The organism is Streptomyces sp. LUP47B, assembly GCF_001746295.1.
Classification (GTDB): domain Bacteria; phylum Actinomycetota; class Actinomycetes; order Streptomycetales; family Streptomycetaceae; genus Streptomyces.
On the sequence record NZ_MJAH01000003.1, the window covers coordinates 549,614 to 571,587 of the forward strand.

Below are 21,974 nucleotides of genomic sequence, written 5' to 3' on the forward strand. Positions count from 1 at the left end.
TCATGCCTTCATCCGCCAGACGCGCCGCCATCGCGGGCGTTTCCTCCGTAATCACCCTGGTATCGATCACCGCGTGCGGCGGTGGTTCCACCGCCTCGACCGGCTCCGCGGACAAACTCCCGGCAGCCCCCGCCGCCCAGCGCCTGGCCGGCGTCTGCCCCAAGACGATCGTCGTCCAGGTCGACTGGGAGCCCGAGGCCGAACACGGCCCCCTCTACCGCCTGGTGGGCCCCGGCTACACGGTCGACACCGCGAAGAAGCGGGTCACCGGTCCGCTGGTGGTCGACGGCAAGGACACCGGCGTCGACATCCAGATCCGGGCGGGCGGCTCCGCCATCGGCTACCAGAGCGTCCCCTCGCAGATGTACGTCGACAAGAGCATCACCCTGGGCACGGTCACCACCGACGTGGCGATCACGGCGTCCGCCAAGCAGCCCGTCACGGCCGTGGCGGCGCTGATGAAGAAGAGCCCGCAGGTCCTGATGTGGGACCCCGCCACCCACCCCGACTGGAAGACGATCGCGGACATCGGAAAGTCGAACGCGAAGATCGTCTATGTGGACGGCAGCACCTACGCCTCGATGCTGGTCGCGAAGGGCCTCATCAAGAAGAGCCAGCTGGACGGGAGTTACGACGGCGCACCCGCCCGCTTCGTGTCCAACCCGGGCATCGCCCAGCAGGGCTTCGCCACCGCCGAGCCGTACATCTACCAGCACGAGGTGTCGGCCTGGAAGAAGCCGATCAAGTACCAACTGCTCGCGGACGTCGGCTTCAACGTCTATCCGGAAGCCCTGTCGGTGCGCAGCGGTGAGGTGAAGTCGCTCAGCCCCTGCCTGAAGAAGCTCGTCCCCGTTCTGCAGCAGTCGGCCGTCGACTTCGCGGCCGAGCCGTCGGCGACGGTCAAGGTCATCAGCGACCTGGTGCAGCAGTACAACACCGGATGGGTCTACTCCGAAGGCACCGGCACTTTCGCCGCGAAGCAGATGGTCAAGCTCGGCATCCTCGGCAACGAGTCCGACGGCAGTATCGGGAGCTTCGACATGAAGCGCGTCGCTTCCGCCCTGAAGACCTTCACCCCACTCGTCGAGCAGAGCGGCGCCAAGGTCAAGCCGGACCTGACCGCCAAGGACGTGGCGACCGACGAGTTCATCGACACCTCGATCGGACTGAAGCGATGACGACCGGAAACCTGACCGCACTCACCGAACTCGTCGACGACGGACCGGCGACGAAGGTGACGGAGCGTCAGCCGACGCCCGGCATCGAGGAATTCTGCACCGAGGCCGCCGAAATCCTCGGCTCCGACGGGGTGATCCGCGATCCGTCCGCACGGGAGAAGGCCTCCTGCGACTGGGCGCACATGTCGCCCATCCTGTCCGCGAAACTCCCCGCCGGGCACGCCGAGGCCGTCCTGCGCCCCACATCCCACGAGCAGCTCCCGGGCATCCTGGCCCTGGCCCACCGTCACCGCGTTCCCCTCACCCCGCGCGGCAAGGGCACCGGCAACTACGGCCAGGCGATCCCGCTGTACGACGGTGCCGTGCTCGACCTCACCGGCTGTGGCCGGGTCCTCGACGCCGGAGACGGCTGGATCCGTGCCGAGGCCGGGGCGAAGATGTCCGACCTCGAAGCTCACGCCCGCACGCTGGGCCAGGAGCTGTGGATGTTCCCGTCCACATTCGGCACCACCCTCGGCGGCTTCCTGTCCGGCGGCAGCGGCGGCACCGGCTCGCTCGTGCACAGGACCAACAGTGACGGATTCGTCCAGGAGCTGACGGTCGTGCCCTGCACGGCGGACGCCGAGCCCTTCACCGTGCGGGAGTCGGACGCGCTGCCGTACATCCACGCCTACGGCACCACGGGCTTCATCGCCAGCGCGACCGTACGGCTCCAGCGGGCCCGCACCTGGACGGGGCTGTTCGCCGCCTTCGCCGACTGGGCGTCCGCCACCGCCGCCCTCTCGGCCCTCGTACGGATGGAACCGGCACCGCGCCTGGCCTCGCTGGACGAGGCCGGCCTCGTCAGGGTCTACCGACCGGACCCGGCACTGGACCCCACGGCCCTGAGCCTGCGCGCGATCGTCGAGGAGGAGGCCGTCGACCAGGCACGCGCCATCGTCGAGGCGTCCGGCGGCCGCGTCCTCGACGTACGGCCCGCACCGGACGGACCCGCGCTGATCAGCTCGCTGTCCTTCAACCACCCGACCTACCACCTGATGAAGGCCGAGGACGGCTGGTTCCACCTGGAGATCGGCGGCGACGTCCTGCTCGGCGACACCACCGAGATCAGGAAGGTCTTCCCGGACACCCTGCTCCACCTGGAGGGCATGCGCTCCGGCACGGTCGGCATGCTCATGGCCCGCTACCAGGACGAGCAGACCGTGTACGACGGCATCGCCGCACTGCAGGCCCTGGGCGTCGGTGTGCACAGCCCGCACAACTGGCACGTCGATCGCCGCCTGGAGCTGGTCCGGGAGGCTGCCCGCACCGCCGATCCGCTCGGCCTGCTCAACCCCGGCAAGATCCCCGCCGCATCCGAGGAGACCTCGTGACCTTCACCCGGTTCATCGACCTCCGCGGCCCGGAGATCGAACGGTTCGGCGAGGACACCGTCGCCGTGCTGCCCGTCGGCGCGATCGAGCAGCACGGGCCCCATCTGCCCGTCGCCACCGACTACTACATGGCCGAAGCCGTCGCCGAAGGCGCCGCCCGCCTCGCCGGGGAGAGCTGCGACATCACGCTGCTGCCGGGGCTCGCGTACACCAAGTCCGACGAACACGCCTGGTCGCCGGGCACGCTGTGGCTCAGCGCCCGCACCCTGCTGTCCGTCCTCGACGATCTCGGCCGCTCCCTGGCCGCAGGCCCCGTACGCCGGCTCGCCTTCCTCAACGCGCACGGCGGCAACAGCGCCCTGCTCGGCGTCGCCCTGCGCGAACTGCGCACCCGGCACGGCCTGCGCACCTTCCTGCTGCACGCCTCCCTCCCCGCCGACCAGGGCGGCACGTCCCCGGCCACGGAGTACGGCATGGGCGTGCACGGCGGACTCAAGGAAACCGCCGCCATGCTCCACCTCCACCCGGACCTGGTGGACATGACCCACGCCCGCCGCAGCGTCCCCGAACACCTCAACTCCTACGAGCACATCGGCTTCGGCAAGCCGGTCTCCTTCGGCTGGACCAGCGACGACTTCGCCACCGGCAACGGCCTCATCGGCGATCCCACGGGAGCCACGCCCGAACTCGGCCGCAAACTGATCGACGCGTCGATCGCCGCGGCCGCCGCCGCGTTGCGCGAATGCGCGCGCTTCCTGCCCGACCACCCCTTGACCTCCTGAGGGAGCCCGCCATGGCCAACCCCCCGCTGCACACTCCGCTGCGTGACATCACCGCCCACCAGATCACAGCGGGCGACACCGTCAAGCTCGCCGTGCTCACCGGCCCCCGGGACGGCTCGCCGACCACCGTCGTCTTCGAGGTCTGGGAACCGGGCGGCGCCCAGCCCCTCAACTGGCACCCCGAGGCGGTCGAGACGTTCGTCGTGCTCGCCGGTCACGGTCGCGCCGCCAGCGACGAGCACGAACGCGACCTCGCCCCCGGCGACGTCCTCGTCCTGCCCGCCGGGTCCAAGCACCGCATCGTCAACACATCCGCCACCCAACGCCTCTACACCCTCACCGTCATGTCCCCCGACGAGGGCTTCGCCGACCTCATCGAACGCGGGCCGCTCGCCACGCTCGACGAGAAGGACCTGGCCGTACTGCGGGCGGGAACGTCGTGACCGACTCCCCGGATGCAGAACTTCTCGCCGCCTTCTGGGCGTACGAACAGGCACTGGCCACCAACGACCTGACCAGCCTGGACCACTGGTTTCTCGACGCACCGGGCACCCTGCGCGCCGAGGGCGACACCGTGCTGGTGGGCCACAGGGCCATCGCCGACTTCCGGCGCGGACGGGGCGGGGCTCCGGCGCGGGTCGTCGAACGGGTGCACGTGGTCTGGCCGGCGACCGGGGTCGCGGTCGTGACCGCCGAGACCCGGCGCCAGGACGGGACGCGCGGACTGCAGACCCAGGTGTGGCAGCACACCGACGCCGGGTGGCGGATCGCCGCCGCGCACGTGAGCGCCGTAGCCGCGCCGACGCCGGACGACCGCCCCGATCCGGCGGTGTGGCGCGTGGCGGGTCGCCACGAGGACGGTGGGCCGCTGGTGGCGTCCACCGGACAGGGCCCGCTGGCGCACATCCGCACCGCGGTGAAGGATCTGTTCGCAGTGGCCGGGCAGCGCGTCGGCGCGGGCAACCCCGCCTGGCTGGCCGAGGCCCGCCCGGAGCCCGCACACGCGGACGCCGTACGGCGGTTGCTCGACGCGGGCGCCGAGCTCACGGGCCTCGCCCAGACCGACGAGCTGGCCTTCAGCCTCGCCGGGACCAACGCGCACTACGGCACCCCCGTCAACCCCGCCGCCCCCGGCCGGATCACCGGCGGCTCCAGCAGCGGCCCGGCCGCCGCCGTGGCCCGCGGCTGGGCGGACCTGGGACTGGCCACCGACACCGCCGGCTCGATCCGGGTACCCGCCTCCTACTGCGGCCTGTACGGCTGGCGCCCCACCCATGGAGCCACCCCCACCGGGGGCGTGCTGGCGCTGGCCCCCTCCTTCGACACCGCCGGCCTCCTGGCCCGCGACCCCGCCCTGCTGCGGACGGCGGCCGAGGTGCTGCTACCCCCGGACGACGCCCCCGTGCCGGTCGCCGAGCTCATCGTGGACGAGGAACTGGCGTCGCACGCCGAGCCCGAGGTGCGCGCCTCCTTCGAGGCCGCCTGCCGCGCGCTCTCCCTGCGCACCGGGCTGCCCCTGGTGCGCACGGCCACCGGAGCCGCCGAGCACCTGCCCGAGTGGTTGGCCGCCTTCCGTACGGTCCAGGCCGCCGAGGCCTGGGAGCAGCACGGCGCCTGGATCACCCGCCACCCGGGCGCCCTCGCCCCGGACGTCGCGGCGCGCTTCGAGAACGGACGCCGGGTGAGCGCGGCCGAACGGGCGGCCGGCGAGCAGGTCCTGGCCGACGCGCGGAAGGCGCTGGACGCCGTACCACCGCCCGGGAGCGCCCTGCTGCTGCCCGCCACGAGCGGTCCCGCCCTCCACGCCGACGCGCCGCCCGAGGAGGTGGAGGCCGTACGAGCCGCCACCCTCCGCCTGACCTGCCTCGCCTCGCTGGCAGGGCTCCCGGCGGTCGTCGCGCCCCTGCTGCGGGTGCGCTCACTGCCCGTCGGACTGTGCGCGCTGGGCGCCCGGGGCACGGACCGGGCGCTACTGGACCTCGCCGCCCGCACGACCGAATCGAGGAGTCCCGCACATGCCTGAGCCCCACGGTCTGATCGGGCCCAACCCCCGCAACACCTGGCGGGCCGACGGCAGATCCGTCACCCTGGCCCGACCGCACCGAGACCCGCGTCCGGTCACCGTCGAGGCCCTTCCGCAGACCGTGGTCGCCGACCTCGCCGCCACCGCGCTGATCGTCGTCGACATGCAGAACGACTTCTGCTCACCCGACGGCTGGCTCGCCTCCATCGGCGTGGACGTGACCCCCGCCCGTGCCCCGATCCCGGTCATAGCCGGACTGCTGCCCCCACTGCGAGCCGCCGGCGTCCCGGTCGTCTGGCTCAACTGGGGCAACCGCCCCGACCGGGCCAACCTTCCCCCCGGCGTCCTGCACGTCTACGACCCGGACGGCACCGGCGGCGGCATCGGCGCCCCCCTGCCCGGCGGGGCGGGCCGGGTGCTGGAGCACGGCAGCCCCTCTGCCGAGCTCGTCGACGGGCTGGAGACAGCGGAAGGAGACATCCAGGTCGCCAAGTACCGCATGAGCGGCTTCCAGGACACCGAGTTGGACAGTGTGCTGCGCAACCTGCGGGTCGACACCCTGCTGTTCGCCGGCGTCAATGCCGACCAGTGCGTCCTGGCCACCCTCATGGACGCCGCGCACCTCGGCTACGACGTCCTCATGGTGGAGGACGCGGTGGCCACCACCTCGCCCGCGTACTGCATGGACGCCACGCTCTACAACGTCCGCCAGTGCTTCGGATTCACCCTCGCCTCCGAGGCCCTGCGAGAGGCCCTGAAGTGAACCTCCTCCAACCCGGACTCGGCCCCCTGGACGGGGAGCACTACCTGCCCGCCGACCCCTCCCGGGTGCACTGGGGCCTGCTCCCCAACGCGACCGCCAAACCGGCGCTGACCGTCCGCTCGGGCGAGACCGTCACCTTCGACACCACCAGCCACGAGGGCATCCTCGAGGACCAGGGCCGCGACCCGGCCGCCTTCTTCGGCGCGGCCGGCATCGCCGCGAACGGCCTCCTGCACGACGCCGTGGAACTGGCCGCCTCCGCACGCGAACACCTGCCGGAGATACACGGCCCGCACGTCGTCACCGGACCCGTGGCGCTGCACGGCGCACGGCCCGGCGACGTCCTGGAGGTCGAGGTACTGACCCTGCGCCGCCGCGCCTCCTACGGGGTGATCAGCAACCGGCACGGCAAGGGGGCGCTTCCCGGTGAGTACCCGCAGACACCTCCGGGCGAGCCGGCCAGCATCGTGGCGACCGTGGGAGACGACGGCCGGGGCCGGATCCCGGTCGGCGACGGCCGCCAACTCACCTTCCCCCTGCGCCCCTTCCTCGGCATCATGGGCGTCGCACCGGCCACCGAAGCCCCTGTCCACTCCGTACCGCCGGGCCCGCACGGCGGGAACATCGACGTCCGCCACCTCGGCACCGGCACCCGGCTCTTCCTCCCCGTCCAGATCCCCGAGGCGCTCTTCTACGTCGGCGACCCGCACTTCTCCCAGGGCGACGGCGAGGTCGCCCTCACCGCCTTCGAGGCCCCGCTGCGCGCCACCCTCCGCCTCACCGTCCACAGCGACCCGGCCACCCGCTCGCTGGCGGCCCGCCTGCGCGCCCCCTTCGCGGAGACGCCCACCGAGCACATCGTGCTGGGCCTCGACCACGACCTCGACGAGGCCCTGCGCAACGCCGTACGCGACGCGCTCACGCTTCTCACGGACCGGTTCGACATCCCCGGCCCCGTCGGCCTCGCCTACCTCAGCGCGGCCGCCGACTTCCACGTGTCCCAGGTGGTCGACATGGTCAAAGGCGTCCACGGCCGCATATCCAAGGCGGACCTGGCCTACTGAACCGCTGTCCGAGGGTGAACCATCCGACCGAGTCGGGGGACGGAGTGTCGATCCGCCCCGATGAACTGCCCCGATTTGCCGGGCCGGTTGCGCCGCCGGCGGGGCTGACTCGCCGAGTTGGTCGGCGCGTAAGGTCGGAGCAGTCGCTTCCGCTTCCTCGTCGCCCCAGTGCGGTGCGGCGGCACGTCGGGCGGGAACTTGTCGTCCATGGTCACCATGCCGCCGAAGTCGGCGCCGTCCAGGTCCCCACTGACACTGTGGTGTAGAAGGCCTCGGCCCGCTCGGGGCCCGCGTCAGCAGTTCCATCGGTCGCCTTCCGCGCGGCGGCGTCGGCGTCCGTCACCGCGAAGGACACGTTCCAGGCCACCGGCTGCGACTCCTGGTACAGCGGCGTCAGTGCCGCGACGGCCGCGTCGCCGAGGTGCGCGACGGTGCAGCCCCCGGCTCTCTATCCGGTCGCAGCGGAGTTCGCGTTCGGCATGGCGCCGCTCCAAGAGGGCCGTTCCGGAAACGGATGAGGAGGCACGTCGGCGAAGGGCCGCCCCGGTCACAGGTCGAGGATCACGTCGACGGGTGGCTGGGAGCAGCAGATGAGGATGTTGCCGTCGGCCGGGGCGTCGATGGGCTCGGGGGAGTAGTCGACCTGGCCGGACACGAGGGCGGTCTCACAGGTATGGCACACGCCGCTGCGGCAGGACCACTGGACGGGTACGTCGCAGGCTTCGGCCAACTCCAGGAGAGTGTCGTAACCAGGGTCCCAGGAGACGGTGAGGCTGCTGCGGGCGAAGGAGACGGTGGGGCCGGTTCCTGGTCCCGGGGGTGTGGTCGGAAGGTGGGGTGCCGGAGCGTCGGTGGGCACGATGCCGGGGGTGATGGCGGACACCGAGCCGAAGGTCTCCGTATGGATGCGCGAGGGGTCCGTACCGCAGTCCACCAGCGCCTTGCTCATGTCGTCCATGAACGCCACGGGTCCGCAGATGTAGGCGTCCGCCTCCGGCGGCAGGCCCAGACCGGCGAGTACCTCGCGGGAGAGCCGGCCGGCGCTCTGGTAGTCCTCACCGAGGCGGTCCTCGGCGCGTGGCCTGCTGTAGGTGACGTGCCGGTGGCTTGCGGGCAGTCGTGCCAGCAGGGTGCGGACCTCGTCGGCGAAGGGATGCTCGGTTCCGTCGCGCGCTCCGTGGATCCACCACACCGGGCGCGGGTCGTGTTTGTCGGCCAGGCTGTGGAGCATGGCCAGTACGGGGGTGGCGCCGACGCCTGCCGAGATCAGCACGAGCGGGGCCGGGGAGTCGCCCAGGACGAAGGTGCCTCGCGGCGCCGCCACTTCCAGGGTGTCGTGTACGGCCACGTGCTGACGCAGGTAGCCGCTGCCGACGCCGTGGGGTTCCTGTTTGACGCTGATCCGGTAGTAGGCATCGCCGGGCTTTCCGGACAGTGAGTAGCTGCGGATCACGGGAGGGCCGAGCGGGTCCGGTCGCATACGAACGGTGACGAACTGGCCCGGCTGAGCCGGAGGGAGCGGAAGGCCGTCGGGGCTGTCGAGGCGGAGGGAGAAGATGCTGGTGCTCTCCGGGACGACGTCGGTGACGGCGAGTGTCCGGAAGCCCGGCCAGACCGGGGGCGCGCTGCCGGCGGCGGCAGTGAGGCCGGTGTTGCCCGTGGTCTTGCCGGTGCTGTCGTAGCCGTCGAGGAGCGACTGCATGGAGGTCTTCCAGCCTGGGCTCAGGCCGGGGATGCGCAGGGCCCGCTCGAGCTGCGGACGGGGGTGGTGCGGTTTGTAGAGGAGCGCGTCGATCTCCGCCACCGTCATGCTCTCCGGGCCGGCGGCGATCTTGAAGATCTCGTTCCCCGCCTCGACGGTTCCCTCGGTGAGGACCTTCAGGTAGAAGCCGGGACGTGCGTGGGCGACGAGCAGGGCGGGCATCCGGGGTTCGTTCATCCGCAGACCCACGCGGTAGCAGGTGACGCGAGGCTGCGTCACCTCGAACACCGCGGTGCCGATGCGGTATTGGTCGCCGATGCAGACCTCGTCGTCCGGCAGACCGTCGACCGTGAAGTTCTCGCCGAACTGGCCGTACGTGAAGTCGTCGCGCTGGAGGTGCTGCTGCCAGTGTCGATAGGAGTCCAGCTGGTACACGAGGACGGCGCGGTTGGGGCCGCCGTGCCCGTTGAGATCACCCTGTCCGTCGCCTTCGATGTTGAGCCGCCGGACCATGAGCGGTCCGGTGGCCGGCCGCTTCCAGATGCCCGTGTGCGTGGTGCGGCCCTTCCAGGGCACGTCCTGTGGCATTCCCACATTCACCGCGATCAGTGTCGCCATGTGCGCATCTCCTGTCGGGTGGACACCCCCGGGCTACGCTAGTACGCCAAGTCGCGATGGCAACTCACGCCGACGTGGCGATGCCGGATCCCTCCGGGGTACGCCCGCCCGGCCGGGTGCCGTGGATCCTTGCCTTGCCCTGTGCCTCGGTGCGGCCCGAGATATCGGCCAGGTGCAGGCCCTGTTGGTGCGCCGCGTCGAGGACGTCCTGGTCGGGACGGTCACCGCTGCGGCGGCCTGACCGCGTTTGTCCCTGGCCCCGCCCGGCGGCGCGAGGTCGTCGCTCAGGTCCGCGCGGAGATGCACGGTGCCGGCCGGTTCGACCTGATCCGCGCGCGTCCAGTAGTGACACCGCGTCAACCGGCGTGGCTCGGTGATGTGCGGGGCTCCCCGCGGGTCGTTCTGGTCGGCTGGGCATACGGCGGTCGCGGCGCGTGAACGGCCCGCGTGTTCGGAGGTCGGCTCAGGTACCCGCGGTGCGCTAGGCGGTGCGGGCCGCGTGGCGCTGTGCGCGCAGCGTCTCCAGCAGGCGCAGCCACACCTCGCTGACGGTGGGGTAACTGGGCACGACGTGCCAGAGGGTGGACAACGGGATGCGTCCCACGATCGCCGTGGTCGCCGCGTGCACGAGTTCCGCGGTGCCCGGACCGGCGAAGGTCGCTCCCACCACCAGGTCCCGGGCGGGGTCGACGACCAGCTTGGCGCGGCCGCGGTAGTCGGGACGCAGGACATAGGTTCCGGCGAGCGCGGCGAGGTCGTATTCGACGACCTCCGGGTCAAGGCCCTGCTCACGTGCCTGCTGTTCGGTGAGGCCGGCGCTGCTGACCTCGGTGGTGGTGAAGACGACCTGGGGCACGCAGGCGTGTCCGGCCGCCGCCGACGGCAGGTCGATGAGGCCCGCGTGGCGTGCCGCGATGACTTCCCCGACGATGCGGGCCTGGTACTTGCCCATGTGGGTCAGCAGTGCGCGCCCGCACACGTCGCCGATCGCGTAGAGCCAGTCACCGGGAACCCCGCGTACCGCCTGGTGGTCGTCGACGTCGAGGTATCCGCCGGGGGACACGCCGACGGTCTCCAGGCCGATGTCGTCGGTGTTGGGCGTACGTCCGGCCGCCACGAGAATCTCGTCGGCCACGATGAGCGTGCCGTCGTCGAGGGTCGCGCTCACCTCACCGCCGTGGACCCTGCCCGTGCCCGTGTCGCGGGGGTCGGTGCGCTCGACCCGGGAGATGGTGCGCCCCGGACACACCCGGACGCCCGCTTCCCGGAGGTCCTGGCCGACGAGGCTTCCCACGAAGGGTTCGTGGCGGGGCAGAAGCTGCTCGCCACGGTGGACGACACTCACCTCGGCCCCCAGACCGCGAAGCCAGGTGGCCGCCTCACAGGCGACCACGCCGCCGCCCAGGACGACCGCGCGCCGCGGCACCTCCTTCATGTTCGTCGCGTCCCGGGAGTCCCAGGGCAGAGCAGCCCGCAGACCGGGGATGTCCGGTCGGGCGGGGCAGGAACCGGTGTCGACGACCACGGCGTGTTCGGCCCTCAGGGTCCGCGTCCCGCCGTCGGGGAGGCGGACCTCGATCGTCCGTTCGCCGGCGAGCCTCCCGTAGCCGTGCACCACGTCGATCCCGGTCTTCAGCGCCCACGTCACCTGTGAGGTGTCGTCCAGGTCGTTGATCACACGGTCGCGCTGTTGAAGTGCACCGGCTGGATCGAGCCGCGCCGACACTCCGGGCAGGTGGGCGGCCGCCTCGACCACCTCCACGGGACGCAGAAGGGCTTTGCTGGGCATGCACGCCCAGTACGAGCACTCGCCGCCCACGAGCTGGTCCTCGACGAGCACCGAGGAAAGCCCCGAGAACTGGCTCGCGTACTGTGCGGCGTTCTCGCCCGCCGCGGCGGCACCGAGGACGATCACATCCCAGGTCGAGCGATCCGGGTCCACGGCTGCAGTCATGAGCATCTCCGGGTGGTCCTGGCACAGGGGGAGGGGTGCGGTATTGCGGTGTCGGCGGTGGATCTTCGGGCGACAGGCGACAGGCGACAGGCGACAGGCGAGGGACGAGGGGCGTGGGGCGAGGGCCGAAGAGCGCAGGTCGGGTGCGCTACGAGGCTGCCCGCGCGGACGTGACGAGCCGGGCCCTGCGCGACGCCCGGAGGCGGCAGCGCTGTCCGGCGTTGCCCCGAGCGCGGCAAAGCCACGGATCCAGCGCGCGGCTGGTCCCGGAATCATTCCTCGCGTTCGAACTCCGCCTGCGCCCGCTGGGCGTCCAGCTCGTCCTGGGCGCTTCGGTAGATGTCGCTGACCATCTGTTTGGCGGCCTGGCTGTCCGGGGCTCCGGAGAGGCCCTGAACGCGATCGGCCCACTCGTCCATCCCATGCGGTGTCTCCGTGTTTTTCTTCATCTCTCGTTTGTACTCCTCCGCGCGGCCGACTGCCTTTCGTACCGGTTGCGGGGCGGTCCGGAGTCCGCAGCCGCCCGATGGGTTGGCGGTCAGCCGCCGACGGCCGGGTGTGTCCGGCCGTCGGCGGAGACGCATGCCCGCTGTTCGCTCAGTGACCCAGTGCCGCCGCGTCTGCCGCCGGGGTGACGACGCGTGCCGCGCTGCGGTACGTGCAGATGCCCAGGGCCAGCAGCCAGTAGCTGAGGATGGCGCCCATCAGGGCGGTCGTGCCCCAGCCGTTCGCCGCGTAGAAGAAGGAGGGGTCGTTGCCGAAGAACAGTGACGGCACGAAGGCCAGGCTGAGGCCGGCCAGGACGTAGGCCGAGCGGCCGGTCCAGCGCGGCAGCAGGTGGGTGCGGATCACGGCGTGGCCGAGCGCGGTCAGGAAGAGCGCCAGCATGAGCCGGGAGATGGAGCCGTACAGGATGTAGGTCCCGCTCACGTCGATGGTCGGGTCGATCGGATGGTCGACGGCGATGACCGCGCCCGCCTCGAGACCCATGGATACGAGGGTGATCGTGGCGTACACGAGGCCCGTGGCGAAGGCGATCGAGCCGACCCATTCATGCGCCGGGCTGACCCGCTTGACCAGCTCCCGGAAGCCCGTCACGAAGACGATCAAGGAGGCGAGCGCGACGATTCCGATGAGGAGCCGGGACAGGACGTTGGCGTCCGGCGGCGGACCGGAGTAGAGGAAGTAAAGCGGTACCTGGACGATGAGGGCGACCGCGGCGATGACGGCGGTAAGGCCGGTCAGGCGCCGGGCGACGGTTTCGGACATGAGGATCCCCCGAGCTCTCGGTGTGGCGGATTCGGAGCCGGCGGCCGCGTGTTCGTGCTCGTTCCCGCCGACAACTGAAGCCTGCCGGTCCCGGCGCCCGCAGTCCCTGGGCCTGATCACCGGAATCAGGGGTGGACCTACCACCACCCCTGCGGTGTGCCTCGCACCGTGAGTCGATGAGCCGTGGATCCGTGGTCCGCGTACGGACGCCGCGAGACGACGAGAGTCACACGCCCGCACCGGGCCCCCTCCACTGTGTGCCAAGCGGCCCTCACATCGGGACATCTGCTGGGGATCCGCCTCAAACCCGCCCTAGGGTTCGATTCATGATCTTCTCTGCGTTCGCTCGTCCTCCGTCGCCGACGACAACGAGGCCGACACGTCCACTGCTCGGCCCCAGTTGGTTCGCGGCCGTCATGGGCACCGGCATCGTCGCCGACGCGGCGGTCACCCTGCCGCGGGGTTGGCCATGGCTGCGGAACGCCGCGACGGTGGTCTGGCTGGCCGCCGCTGTGCTGTTGGTGCTGCTGGCTGTCGGCTATTTCCGGCAGAGGGCGGCGCGGTTGCACGCCGCTGATCCCGTAACGGTCCAGTTCTTCGGCGCACCGCCGATGGCGCTGCTCACGGTGGGCGCCGGGGCCCTGCTGCTCGGCCGACGAGTGATCGGGCTCCAGACGGCTCTGTACGTGGACTGGGTGCTGTGGTCCGCCGGCACCGCCCTCGGCCTGGTCACGGCCTGCGCCGTGCCCTACCTGATGGTGACCAGGCACCGGTTCGCGCCCGACGCGGCGTTCGGCGGCTGGTTGATGCCGGTGGTACCGCCGATGGTCTCCGCCGCGACGGGTGCGCTCCTGGTTCCCTACGCACCGGCCGGACAGGTACGCCTCGCGCTGCTGCTGAGCTGCTACGCGATGCTCGGCCTCGGACTCATCGCGTCTCTGCTGGTGCTGTCCATGATCTACGGCCGTCTGGTGCACCACGACGCGCCCACCGGAACGGTCGTGCCGACGGTGTGGATCGGCCTCGGAGCCCTGAGCCAGCCGATCACGGCGCTCGGGGCGCTGGCCGTGGCTGCCCCCAGTGCGCTGCCCGCGCCGTACCCGCGTGGCAGCGCCGTGTTCGCGCTGCTGGGCGGCTTGGTGATGTGGGGCTTCGCCATGCTGTGGCTGGCGCTCGCCGCAGGGCTGACCGCACGGACGATCCGGCACGGGTTGCCCTTCGCGCCGACGTGGTGGTCCTTCATCTTCCCGGTCGGCGCCTGCGTGACCGCCACCAGTGCTCTCGCGGCGCAGACCGGCTCGACCCTGTTCACCTGGGCGGCCGTCATTCTCTACGCGCTGCTCGTCCCGGCCTGGGTGGTGGTGGCCGTACATTCCCTGCGGCACGCCGCCAGGCACGTACGCCGGCGGCCCGAGGGCGACCGGGATCCGCGGCCCGGTGTGGCAACCGTGCTCGGCGACACCCTCACCACCTGCGGTGACGGCTGTGCGGCGGCCGGGGCGCGCGACCCGGCGGGCGACGCCGTCAGGTAGGTGCGCCGGCACTGACGCCGGTTCGGGACACCGACTCAACGCCGTGCGTTCCGGTTCGCTCAGTCTCCGACCATTTCCACGAACAGATCGGCCTCCCCGCGCAGAGCCGCGAGTCGTGCCATCTGTTCACCCATGCCTCGGGTTCCGGCCAGCGGTGTGCGGACGTGGGGCCAGAGGGATCGGACAAGGCTGACGTGGCGTGCGCCGCCGAGGGCGACGACGGGGTCGAGGAGCAGGCTGTCGTGCCGGGCCGCCTGCTCCAGGAGGACTTCCGCCGTCACGGCGCCGGTCGCGCCATGGGGTGTGTCGTACGGCTCGATGATGTCGTCGAGGTCGAGGAGGCCGTAGTGCGCGGAGAGGACGAGAATCCGGTCGGGTCGCAGTGCGTCGGCGGTCTTTCGACACGCACGGTGATACGAGCCGATGTACATGTCCGCCGCGCGTGCGGGTCGGTTCAGTTTGCGGCTGCCGCACGGGATGACGACGAGTTCTGGATTCCAGTAGTCGAGAGGGTCGGTGGGTGTCATGTATGTCGTCCTGCCTGCTTTTATGAGATGTCAGCGGCCCCGCACATCGCAGCGTGTCAGCTGAAGGCCGCCGCACTGATGCCATGTCCCGATGTGAGGCCGTTGTGTCCAATCCGGGAGTCCTTTCCGCTCCGGCGATGTCCTAGCCTCGCGGGTGTGACACGAACGGGCTGACTCGCCTCCCACCGACGTGAGGTGAGAACCGTGGGTCCCATGAGGGACGACCAGGCGGCCCGGCCGTGTCGACCATCGGTTTTTCCAGATCAGGGAAGAAGGCGATCCACCTCGTGGCATCGCGATCACGCACCGGGGAACCGGTGCTTCATGGGCTCGCATTCGGCCTCAACGAATGGCTCGTGGACGAACAGTACGAGCGGTACCTGAACAACCCCGACTCGGTCGACGAGGCATGGAGACAATTCTTCACCTCGTCGGCAACCGTACCGGCGCAGTCGACCGGTACGACCGTGACGGCGCACGAAGACGCGGAGGAGGCGGCGGTCAAGGCCGTCCGGGTCGCCGCGCTCATCCACGCGTACCGCGTACGCGGACATCTGGTCGCCGACACCGACCCGCTCACCGGCCCGACGGCCACGCACCCCGAACTCGACATCACGGCGTTCGGACTGCGGGAGGCTGATCTGGAAAGGGAGTTCGTCGTCGACGGATTCGCCGGACGGGTCACCATGAAACTCCGGGACGTTCTCCACGTCCTGCGGGAATCGTACTGCAGGACTGTCGGCACTGAATACATGCACATCCAGTCCTTCGGCGAACGATGCTGGATCCAGCAGCGCATCGAATCGCCTGAGTCCCGGCGTGACCGGGCCGAACAGTTGCAGATTCTGTACAGGCTGGGGGCGGCTGAGGCTTTCGAGACGTTCCTGCAGACCAAGTACGTGGGTCAGAAAAGGTATTCACTCGAAGGCGCCGAGTCGGCGATCGTACTCCTCGACGCCTTGTTGCTTCGTTCCATCGGGCAGGGAATGAAGGAAGCCGTCATCGGAATGGCGCACCGGGGCCGGCTCAATGTGCTGGCCAACATCGTCGGTAAGTCCTACACGGACATTTTCCACGAGTTCGAGGACGTGGTGGACGTTCGCTCGGTGCAGGGATCCGGCGACGTGAAATACCACCTGGGTGCCGAGGGCACCTACCGTGCTCTGAACGGCGGCACGATCTCGGTCTCCGTAGTGGCGAACCCCTCGCATCTGGAGATCGTCGGACCGGTCGCCCAGGGAGTCGTCCGCGGCAAGCAGGACAAGGCCACAGACGGTGACGAAGCGGCCGACGTCCTGGCGATCGCCATCCACGGCGATGCCGCGTTCGCCGGTCAGGGTGTGGTCTCCGAGACGCTGAACATGTCGCAGCTGCCCGGCTACCGCACCGGTGGAACGGTCCATCTGGTCATCAACAACCAGCTGGGCTTCACGACCTCGGCCGCCAACGCGCGCTCGAGTGCCTATGCCACTGACGTGGCTCGGGCGGTCCAGGCCCCGATCCTCCACGTCAACGGAGACGACCCCGAAGCCGTCGCCCGGGTCGCACGCCTGGCCTTCGACTACCGCCAGGCCTTCCACAAGGACGTCGTGGTGGACCTGATCTGCTACCGGCGCCACGGACACAGCGAGGTCGACGACCCGTCCATCACGCAGCCCGCGATGTACGACCGCATCGACGCCACGCCTTCGGTGCGCACGCTGTACGCCGAGTCGCTGGTTCGGCGCGGGGACATCGACGAGCGGCAGGTGAAGGGTGCCCTCCAGGACTTCCGGGGACACCTCGAGCGCGCCTTCGCCGAAACCCGGACGCCGGCGCCCGCCTCCGTGCACCCCGTTGACCATCAGGTCGCCGAGGACGAAGTCGTCCCCGAGGTGGTGACCGCGATCACGGAGGCGACCGCCCGCTACGTCATCGCCTCGCAGACCGCGCTGCCGCAGGGCTTCACCGCGCACCCGCGCGTTCTGCCCCAGCTCCAAAGGCGTGCCGCGATGCCGGACGCGGGGACGATCGACTGGGCCGCCGCGGAGACTCTGGCCATCGGCTCCCTGTTGCTGGACGGTGTTCCGGTGCGGCTGACCGGGCAGGATTCCCGCCGCGGCACGTTCGGCCAACGGCATGCCGTGCTCACCGACCGGCGCACCGGCACGGAGCACACACCGCTGAGGTCTCTCGGCCGGCAGACCGCGGACTTCACGCCCTACGACTCGATGCTGTCCGAACTGGCCGCGCTTGCCTTCGAGTACGGCTACTCCCTGGCGCGCCCCGAAGCACTCGTGCTGTGGGAGGCCCAGTTCGGCGACTTCGCCGACGGCGCCCAGACGGTCGTCGACGAGTACATCTCGTCGGCGGAACAGAAATGGGGGCAGCGCTCCGGGGTGACACTCCTGCTGCCGCACGGCTTGGAGGGTCAGGGACCGGACCACTCCTCCGGCAGGATCGAACGATTCCTCCAGCTGTGCGCGCAGGACAACATGACCGTCGCTGTGCCCACACTGCCCAGCAACTACTTCCATCTGCTCAGGCAGCAAGCCCTCGACGAGCGCAGACGGCCACTGATCGTCTTCACTCCGAAGTCGATGCTGCGGTCGAAGGCGGCCACCTCCACCCTGGCGGAGTTCACGACGGGCTCCTTCCGCGCGGTCGTCCCCGACGAGACGGTGGACGCCGCCGGGGTCCGGCGCGTGCTCGTGTGCTCGGGGAAGGTCTTCTACGACCTGGACGCCCACCGGCGGACCTCCGGCCAGGCGGATACCGCTGTCGTCCGCCTGGAGCGTCTCCACCCGTTCCCCGCTGAGGAACTCCGCACGGAGCTCTCGCGCTTCCCCGCCGGGGTTGAGGTGCGGTGGGTGCAGGAGGAGCCGGAGAACCAAGGCGCCTGGTCTTTCCTGTCGCCGCGCGTCCATCGGCTGACCGATCGGCCCGTCGGGTGCGTCAGCCGGCCGGAGGCCCCGGCTCCCGCAGTGGGCTCCGCCCGGCGTCATGCCGATGAGCAGCGGGATCTCGTGGTGTCGGCCTTCCGCTGACTCCGCCGCCGACGCGGCGCGGCCGTCAGGCTCATCGGGGCCGACATCCGACGGCCGTGCCTCCGACCGTATCTGGACGAGCCGCGGGATTCCCGGTCCGGCGCACTGCTCTCCGCGGATCGATCCGCCCGAACCGAAGGCCCCGCATCGAGCCCGTGACCGGTTTCCCGCCGCGGGCTCACCTGGGTCGGTGACGTGTCAGGCCGCGCGTTGCCGTGACGTCTTGCGCACCGTCCGGATGGTGGCAGCGGTCGGTCGGGTGGATGCCGATGAACCCGAGCCGGCGCCGAAGGCCCTCACACCGGCAGCGACGGCGAAGCTGAGGACGTAACGGGCCGCGATGGCGGTCGTAGCATCGATGCCCGCATGCCACAGCGAGGTGGCGTGGCTGGTGCCCACCGAGACCGGAGCGGCCAGACCGATGGCGCTGCCGATCTGCAGGGACGCGTTGTTCATGCTGATGGCGACGCCCGTGTCCGCACCCGTTGCGCCGTCCACTCGGCGACGGTGAGTCCGACGAGCACCAGGCCGCCCCCCAGGGCCACGAGGTTCATCCCGGGCAGCACGTCGGTCATGTACGGGGATCTGAGACGGTTCGCAATCCGGTGACCGTAGGCTGTCCGTCGCGCAAGGAGCCGTAGGCGGAGGGAAGTTGCTCCTCTGCTAGGAGGAGACCCCGTCGGGCGCGGGATCTTCCGCGCCGACGCCGGTCGTTCGGAAGCTGGTCCGGTAGGCGCCAGGGGTCACGCCCAGGCGTCGCACGAACGCCCTGCGGAGCGACTCGGATGAGCCGAACCCGGTGCGTCGCGCGACCACTGACATCGGGTCATCACCCGTCTCCAGCATCGCCTGGGCGGCTTCCAGCCTGATGTCCTCCACATACCGGGCCGGTGTCGTGCCCACCTCTTCGTGGAAGAGCCGGGTCATGTGCCGGACACTGACGCCCGCCCGGCGAGCCATGGCCGACAGCGTGTGATTGGCCCCCGGGTTCTCGGCGACCGCGTCCAGGACCCCGCGGAGCATCTCCTGACGGGTGTGGGGGGCCAGCGAGCGGACGCTGAACTGGGACTGGCCACCGGGCCGTTGCATGAAGACGACCATGTCCTTGGCCACCGCTCGTGCGACCTCGGCGCCGTGATGGTCCTCGACCAGCGCCAGCGACAGGTCGATACCGGCGGTGACACCCGCCGACGTCATCATCCGCCCGTCCCGCACGAAGATGGCGTCCGGATCGACCCGCACGGACGGGAAGCGCAGGGCCAGTTCCCGTGTGTGCCGCCAGTGCGTCGTGGCGCGGCGACGGTCCAGGAGTCCCGCCGCCGCCAGCAGGAACGCTCCCGTGCACACCGATGCTGTGCAGTTGGCCTGGTCACTCAGGCGTCGCACCACATCCAGCAGAGCGTCGTCCTTGATCACCGTCTCCCATTCCGGGCCGCCCGGGATCACCAGGATGTCGGACGGCTCAGTGAGGTCGTCGACAGAGAGATCGGCGCCCAGACGGGTTCCGGCGGAGGTGATCACCTCGGCGCCGTCCTGCGAGACGATCTCAACCCGGTAGCGTCCGCCGAACTCGTTCGCCGTCGTGAACACCTCGATGGGACCTGTCACGTCCAGCAGTCGCACCCCCGGGAAGACGAACACGGTCACGGTGCGCGAGCCCGCTCCACGGTGCTCATGATGCATGGAATGCCTCCTGGACGATGCCTGTGAGCGCTGAACGGCCGAGACGCCGCCGACACCGTGCGGGTCGGCGCGCTGCCGCTCTTCAAGGCGGGGTCGCGACGGATGTCCGTGCGCCCAACGTACGCAGGCGACCCGCGCAGACGCTACGACCGGCTCCCTCCCTGCTGGGAGGTACGGCATCTCAGTCCTGTTCTCCGGCGGAGACCGGCAGCGGCGGCGGCGTGGAGCGCTTCTCATGCGGGCCGGCAGCCGGGCAGGACCGGAGGCATTGAGCGAGAGCGTGATCGCGCCGACGGACCCGGCGCAGTGGCCAGGGACGCCGACCAGGGTGTTCCACGGGTGCGACCGACCGCCGCGCGCGGGAGCGTGGAGGGCATGGCGATTTCGCGGTGCGTACGGCTGCCGCGAGCCCGGGACGACAGGAGTGATCGCAGATGGCGAAGATACTGTTCGTGGTGTCCGGTGCCACGTACCTGACGCTGAAGGACGGCACCAGGCACGCCACCGGTTACTGGGCCGAGGAGTTCGCGGCCCCGTACAAGCAACTCACCGAAGCCGGCCACCAGGTCGTCGTCGCGACACCCAACGGGGTGACTCCGAACGTCGACATGATGAGCCTGCGGCCCGAGATGGCGGGCGGTGTGGAGGCGGCCCTCGAACTGGAGGCCATCATCCGCTCCGCGGAGGTCATGCGCCGGCCGCTTCAGCTGTCCGACGTGCGACTCGGGGACTACGACGCGGTGTACCTGCCCGGTGGCCACGGTCCCATGGAGGACATGTGGGTGGACGCCGACGCGGGACGGCTCCTCACCGAACAGCTCGAGTCGGGCAGGCCGCTCTTCATCGTGTGCCACGCCCCCGCCGCGATGCTGGCCACACGGATCCACGGCGTGTCGCCGTTCAAGGGCTACCGGGTCACATGCTTCACCAACGACGAGGAGGAGGCCGTCGGGCTCGCCTCCAAGACGCAGTGGCTGCTGGAGGACGAGCTCAAGGAACTCGGCGTCGACTTCAGCCGTGGCGAGATCTGGAAGCCGTACATGGTTGAGGACCGGAACCTTGTCACCGGGCAGAACCCCCACTCCGCCGCTGTACTCGGAGAGCGGTTGTTGCAGGTCGTGAAGTAGCTCGCGAAGACGGTCGTGTTCCAACACGGGAGGCACAGGTCATGGACATGAAGCTGGAGGTCGTGGTGGTGCCGGTGACCGACGTCGACCGGGCCAAGGACTTCTACACGACGTTGGGCTGGCGGCTCGACGCGGAGGTCGCCATGGACGAGAACTTCCGGGTCGTGCAGGTCACCCCGCCGGGTTCCTCGGCGTCCGTCATCTTCGGTACCTCGGTCACGTCCCAGGTACCGGGCTCCGCTCAGGGCCTGCATCTGGTCGTGGACGACATCGTCGGTGCCCACGACGAGCTGAAGCGGCTCGGCGTCGATGTCAGCGATGTGTTCCACGACGCCGGCGGCGTCTTCCACCACGCCGGCACCGACGCGCGGGTGCCCGGTCCGGACCCGCAGCGCGCCAGCTACGGCTCGTTCCTGTCGTTCAGCGACCCCGACGGCAACGGCTGGCTGCTGCAGGAGATCACCACCCGGCTGCCGGGACGGCTGGACCCGGCCTCCACGGTGTTCGCCTCGGCCGAGGACATGGCCGCCGCGCTGCGCCGCGCCGCGGCGGCACATGGCGAGCACGAAGCGAGGACCGGCGCGGAGGACCCGGACTGGCCGGACTGGTACGCGCGGTACATGGTGCGGGAACAGGCCGGTAGCGAATTGCCGTCCTGAGGGCGGCCGAGGACGGGCAGAGGCGGCCGAGCGGATCCGGGCCTTCCTGACACCGACGGAGAGAGGCGGTTGAGCTCATGCGTCCCGACATCGTCCCAGGGGGGATATTTCCGGACTTCGCGCTGCCCGATCACACCGGAGAGGTCCGTACGCTCAGCGAGCTGCAGGGCAGCGACCCCTTGGTGCTCACTCTGGCGCGAGGGCACTACTGCCCGAAGGAGCACCAGCAGCACCGCGAGATGGCGTCGGTGCTCCAGCCGAAGGCCGCGGTCGCCTACACACAGATAGTGACGATCGCCACCGACGAACATCACACACTGCAGGAGTTCCGTCTCTCGGTCGGCGCCCAGTGGCCGTTCCTGTCCGATCCGGGCAGGACGGTCCAGCGGGCACTCGACATCCAGGAGTACACCGACCCCGACCATGATCCGATGATCCCGCACACGCTGGTGCTCAAGCCGGGGCTGATCGTGCACAGCGTCTACAACGGCTACTGGTTCTGGGGCCGCCCCTCGCCCTACGACCTGTGGCGCGACCTCGCCGCTGCCACGCGGGAGATCCGACCGGACTGGGACCTGAGCACTCCCGGCCTGCGCGAGGCCTGGGACTCCGGCGACCACTCGGCGTTCCACGGCTGGGACAGGCGTGCGGCCGACGCGGCAGCGCGGGTCCGATAGACGCGGCCCCTCGACGG

At 70.4% G+C, this 21,974-nt stretch carries 19 protein-coding genes and 1 pseudogene; 12 read left to right on the forward strand and 8 right to left on the reverse strand.

Annotated elements, in window-relative coordinates; translation table 11 throughout:
• The first annotated feature begins 2 nt into the window (after positions 1-2).
• The 7 genes from BFN33_RS13000 to BFN33_RS13030 are packed head-to-tail and all read left to right on the forward strand — an operon-like array spanning position 3 to position 7,183.
• Entirely contained in the window at positions 3-1,178 is a 1,176-nt protein-coding gene (locus BFN33_RS13000) for a nitrate ABC transporter substrate-binding protein (protein WP_069760105.1), read from the forward strand.
• Positions 1,175-2,551: an FAD-binding oxidoreductase gene (locus tag BFN33_RS13005; protein ID WP_079140795.1), complete on the forward strand. Its 1,377-nt coding sequence runs from the start codon at positions 1,175-1,177 to the stop codon at positions 2,549-2,551. The genes BFN33_RS13000 and BFN33_RS13005 overlap by 4 nt, the downstream gene beginning before the upstream one ends.
• A complete protein-coding gene (locus tag BFN33_RS13010) occupies positions 2,548-3,333 on the forward strand; it encodes a creatininase family protein (protein ID WP_069760106.1) in 786 nt (261 codons plus the stop codon). The genes BFN33_RS13005 and BFN33_RS13010 overlap by 4 nt, the downstream gene beginning before the upstream one ends.
• Before the next feature lie 11 nt (positions 3,334-3,344).
• The gene (locus BFN33_RS13015) at positions 3,345-3,776 is read left to right on the forward strand and encodes a cupin domain-containing protein (protein ID WP_069760107.1); all 432 of its coding nucleotides are present in this window, start codon (positions 3,345-3,347) and stop codon (positions 3,774-3,776) included.
• Entirely contained in the window at positions 3,773-5,356 is a 1,584-nt protein-coding gene (locus BFN33_RS13020) for an amidase (RefSeq protein ID WP_079140796.1), read from the forward strand. The genes BFN33_RS13015 and BFN33_RS13020 overlap by 4 nt, the downstream gene beginning before the upstream one ends.
• Positions 5,349-6,119 (forward strand): cysteine hydrolase family protein, encoded by a 771-nt coding sequence (locus BFN33_RS13025; RefSeq protein WP_069760108.1) that lies wholly within the window; start codon positions 5,349-5,351, stop codon positions 6,117-6,119. Before BFN33_RS13020 ends, BFN33_RS13025 begins: the two co-directional genes overlap by 8 nt.
• Positions 6,116-7,183 carry an acetamidase/formamidase family protein gene (locus tag BFN33_RS13030; RefSeq protein ID WP_069760109.1) on the forward strand — a complete coding sequence of 356 codons (1,068 nt, stop codon included), beginning with the start codon at positions 6,116-6,118 and terminating at the stop codon, positions 7,181-7,183. The genes BFN33_RS13025 and BFN33_RS13030 overlap by 4 nt, the downstream gene beginning before the upstream one ends.
• A gap of 173 nt (positions 7,184-7,356) precedes the next feature.
• Here the strand turns inward: BFN33_RS13030 and BFN33_RS49705 are convergent.
• The 5 genes and pseudogenes from BFN33_RS49705 to BFN33_RS13045 all read right to left on the reverse strand — a co-directional run.
• A pseudogene (locus BFN33_RS49705) lies at positions 7,357-7,628 on the reverse strand (VOC family protein); the annotation flags it as partial.
• Between the two features lie 102 nt (positions 7,629-7,730).
• Entirely contained in the window at positions 7,731-9,503 is a 1,773-nt protein-coding gene (locus BFN33_RS13035; protein ID WP_069760110.1) for an MOSC and FAD-binding oxidoreductase domain-containing protein, read from the reverse strand.
• 481 nt (positions 9,504-9,984) lie between these two features.
• Positions 9,985-11,457 carry an NAD(P)/FAD-dependent oxidoreductase gene (locus BFN33_RS13040; RefSeq protein WP_069760274.1) on the reverse strand — a complete coding sequence of 491 codons (1,473 nt, stop codon included), beginning with the start codon at positions 11,455-11,457 and terminating at the stop codon, positions 9,985-9,987.
• A 272-nt stretch (positions 11,458-11,729) separates the two neighbouring features.
• A complete protein-coding gene (locus BFN33_RS53140; RefSeq protein ID WP_176742373.1) occupies positions 11,730-11,906 on the reverse strand; it encodes a hypothetical protein in 177 nt (58 codons plus the stop codon).
• Between the two features lie 148 nt (positions 11,907-12,054).
• Positions 12,055-12,726, reverse strand: a complete 672-nt coding sequence (locus tag BFN33_RS13045; RefSeq protein WP_069760111.1) for a hypothetical protein — start codon at positions 12,724-12,726, stop codon at positions 12,055-12,057.
• Positions 12,727-13,052: 326 nt separating this feature from the next.
• Here BFN33_RS13045 and BFN33_RS13050 point away from each other — a divergent pair, with 326 nt between their 5' ends.
• Positions 13,053-14,258, forward strand: coding sequence for a TDT family transporter (locus tag BFN33_RS13050; RefSeq protein WP_079140797.1), 1,206 nt, complete (start codon positions 13,053-13,055; stop codon positions 14,256-14,258).
• Between the two features lie 59 nt (positions 14,259-14,317).
• On the opposite strand, the gene BFN33_RS13055 is transcribed toward BFN33_RS13050, so the two are convergent.
• Positions 14,318-14,785, reverse strand: coding sequence for a DUF6884 domain-containing protein (locus BFN33_RS13055; RefSeq protein WP_069760112.1), 468 nt, complete (start codon positions 14,783-14,785; stop codon positions 14,318-14,320).
• A gap of 317 nt (positions 14,786-15,102) precedes the next feature.
• On the opposite strand from BFN33_RS13055, the gene BFN33_RS13060 reads away from it, so the two are divergent.
• Positions 15,103-17,811, forward strand: a complete 2,709-nt coding sequence (locus tag BFN33_RS13060) for a multifunctional oxoglutarate decarboxylase/oxoglutarate dehydrogenase thiamine pyrophosphate-binding subunit/dihydrolipoyllysine-residue succinyltransferase subunit (protein WP_256122750.1) — start codon at positions 15,103-15,105, stop codon at positions 17,809-17,811.
• Between the two features lie 198 nt (positions 17,812-18,009).
• Here the strand turns inward: BFN33_RS13060 and BFN33_RS13065 are convergent, their stop codons facing one another.
• Positions 18,010-18,309: a hypothetical protein gene (locus BFN33_RS13065; protein ID WP_069760114.1), complete on the reverse strand. Its 300-nt coding sequence runs from the start codon at positions 18,307-18,309 to the stop codon at positions 18,010-18,012.
• Between the two features lie 165 nt (positions 18,310-18,474).
• On the reverse strand, positions 18,475-19,494 hold the full coding sequence (locus tag BFN33_RS13070; RefSeq protein WP_069760115.1) for a GlxA family transcriptional regulator: 1,020 nt from the start codon (positions 19,492-19,494) through the stop codon (positions 18,475-18,477).
• 434 nt (positions 19,495-19,928) lie between these two features.
• On the opposite strand from BFN33_RS13070, the gene BFN33_RS13075 reads away from it, so the two are divergent.
• The 3 genes from BFN33_RS13075 (at position 19,929) to BFN33_RS13085 (ending at position 21,957) form a co-directional block, all read left to right on the forward strand.
• Entirely contained in the window at positions 19,929-20,621 is a 693-nt protein-coding gene (locus BFN33_RS13075; RefSeq protein ID WP_069760116.1) for a type 1 glutamine amidotransferase domain-containing protein, read from the forward strand.
• A gap of 41 nt (positions 20,622-20,662) precedes the next feature.
• Positions 20,663-21,280, forward strand: a complete 618-nt coding sequence (locus tag BFN33_RS13080) for a VOC family protein (RefSeq protein WP_069760117.1) — start codon at positions 20,663-20,665, stop codon at positions 21,278-21,280.
• Positions 21,281-21,357: 77 nt separating this feature from the next.
• Positions 21,358-21,957, forward strand: a complete 600-nt coding sequence (locus BFN33_RS13085; RefSeq protein ID WP_069760118.1) for a peroxiredoxin — start codon at positions 21,358-21,360, stop codon at positions 21,955-21,957.
• Positions 21,958-21,974: the final 17 nt, after the last annotated feature.

Coding starts and splice junctions, on each gene's coding strand:
- BFN33_RS13075 (WP_069760116.1), top strand. CDS start 19,929: ATGGCGAAGATACTGTTCGTGGTGTCCGGTGCCACGTACCTGACGCTG.
- BFN33_RS13000 (WP_069760105.1), top strand. CDS start 3: ATGCCTTCATCCGCCAGACGCGCCGCCATCGCGGGCGTTTCCTCCGTA.
- BFN33_RS13050 (WP_079140797.1), top strand. CDS start 13,053: ATGATCTTCTCTGCGTTCGCTCGTCCTCCGTCGCCGACGACAACGAGG.
- BFN33_RS13085 (WP_069760118.1), top strand. CDS start 21,358: ATGCGTCCCGACATCGTCCCAGGGGGGATATTTCCGGACTTCGCGCTG.
- BFN33_RS13070 (WP_069760115.1), bottom strand. CDS start 19,494: ATGCATCATGAGCACCGTGGAGCGGGCTCGCGCACCGTGACCGTGTTC.
- BFN33_RS13040 (WP_069760274.1), bottom strand. CDS start 11,457: ATGACTGCAGCCGTGGACCCGGATCGCTCGACCTGGGATGTGATCGTC.
- BFN33_RS13045 (WP_069760111.1), bottom strand. CDS start 12,726: ATGTCCGAAACCGTCGCCCGGCGCCTGACCGGCCTTACCGCCGTCATC.
- BFN33_RS13025 (WP_069760108.1), top strand. CDS start 5,349: ATGCCTGAGCCCCACGGTCTGATCGGGCCCAACCCCCGCAACACCTGG.
- BFN33_RS13055 (WP_069760112.1), bottom strand. CDS start 14,785: ATGACACCCACCGACCCTCTCGACTACTGGAATCCAGAACTCGTCGTC.
- BFN33_RS13080 (WP_069760117.1), top strand. CDS start 20,663: ATGGACATGAAGCTGGAGGTCGTGGTGGTGCCGGTGACCGACGTCGAC.
- BFN33_RS13035 (WP_069760110.1), bottom strand. CDS start 9,503: ATGGCGACACTGATCGCGGTGAATGTGGGAATGCCACAGGACGTGCCC.
- BFN33_RS53140 (WP_176742373.1), bottom strand. CDS start 11,906: ATGAAGAAAAACACGGAGACACCGCATGGGATGGACGAGTGGGCCGAT.
- BFN33_RS13015 (WP_069760107.1), top strand. CDS start 3,345: ATGGCCAACCCCCCGCTGCACACTCCGCTGCGTGACATCACCGCCCAC.
- BFN33_RS13005 (WP_079140795.1), top strand. CDS start 1,175: ATGACGACCGGAAACCTGACCGCACTCACCGAACTCGTCGACGACGGA.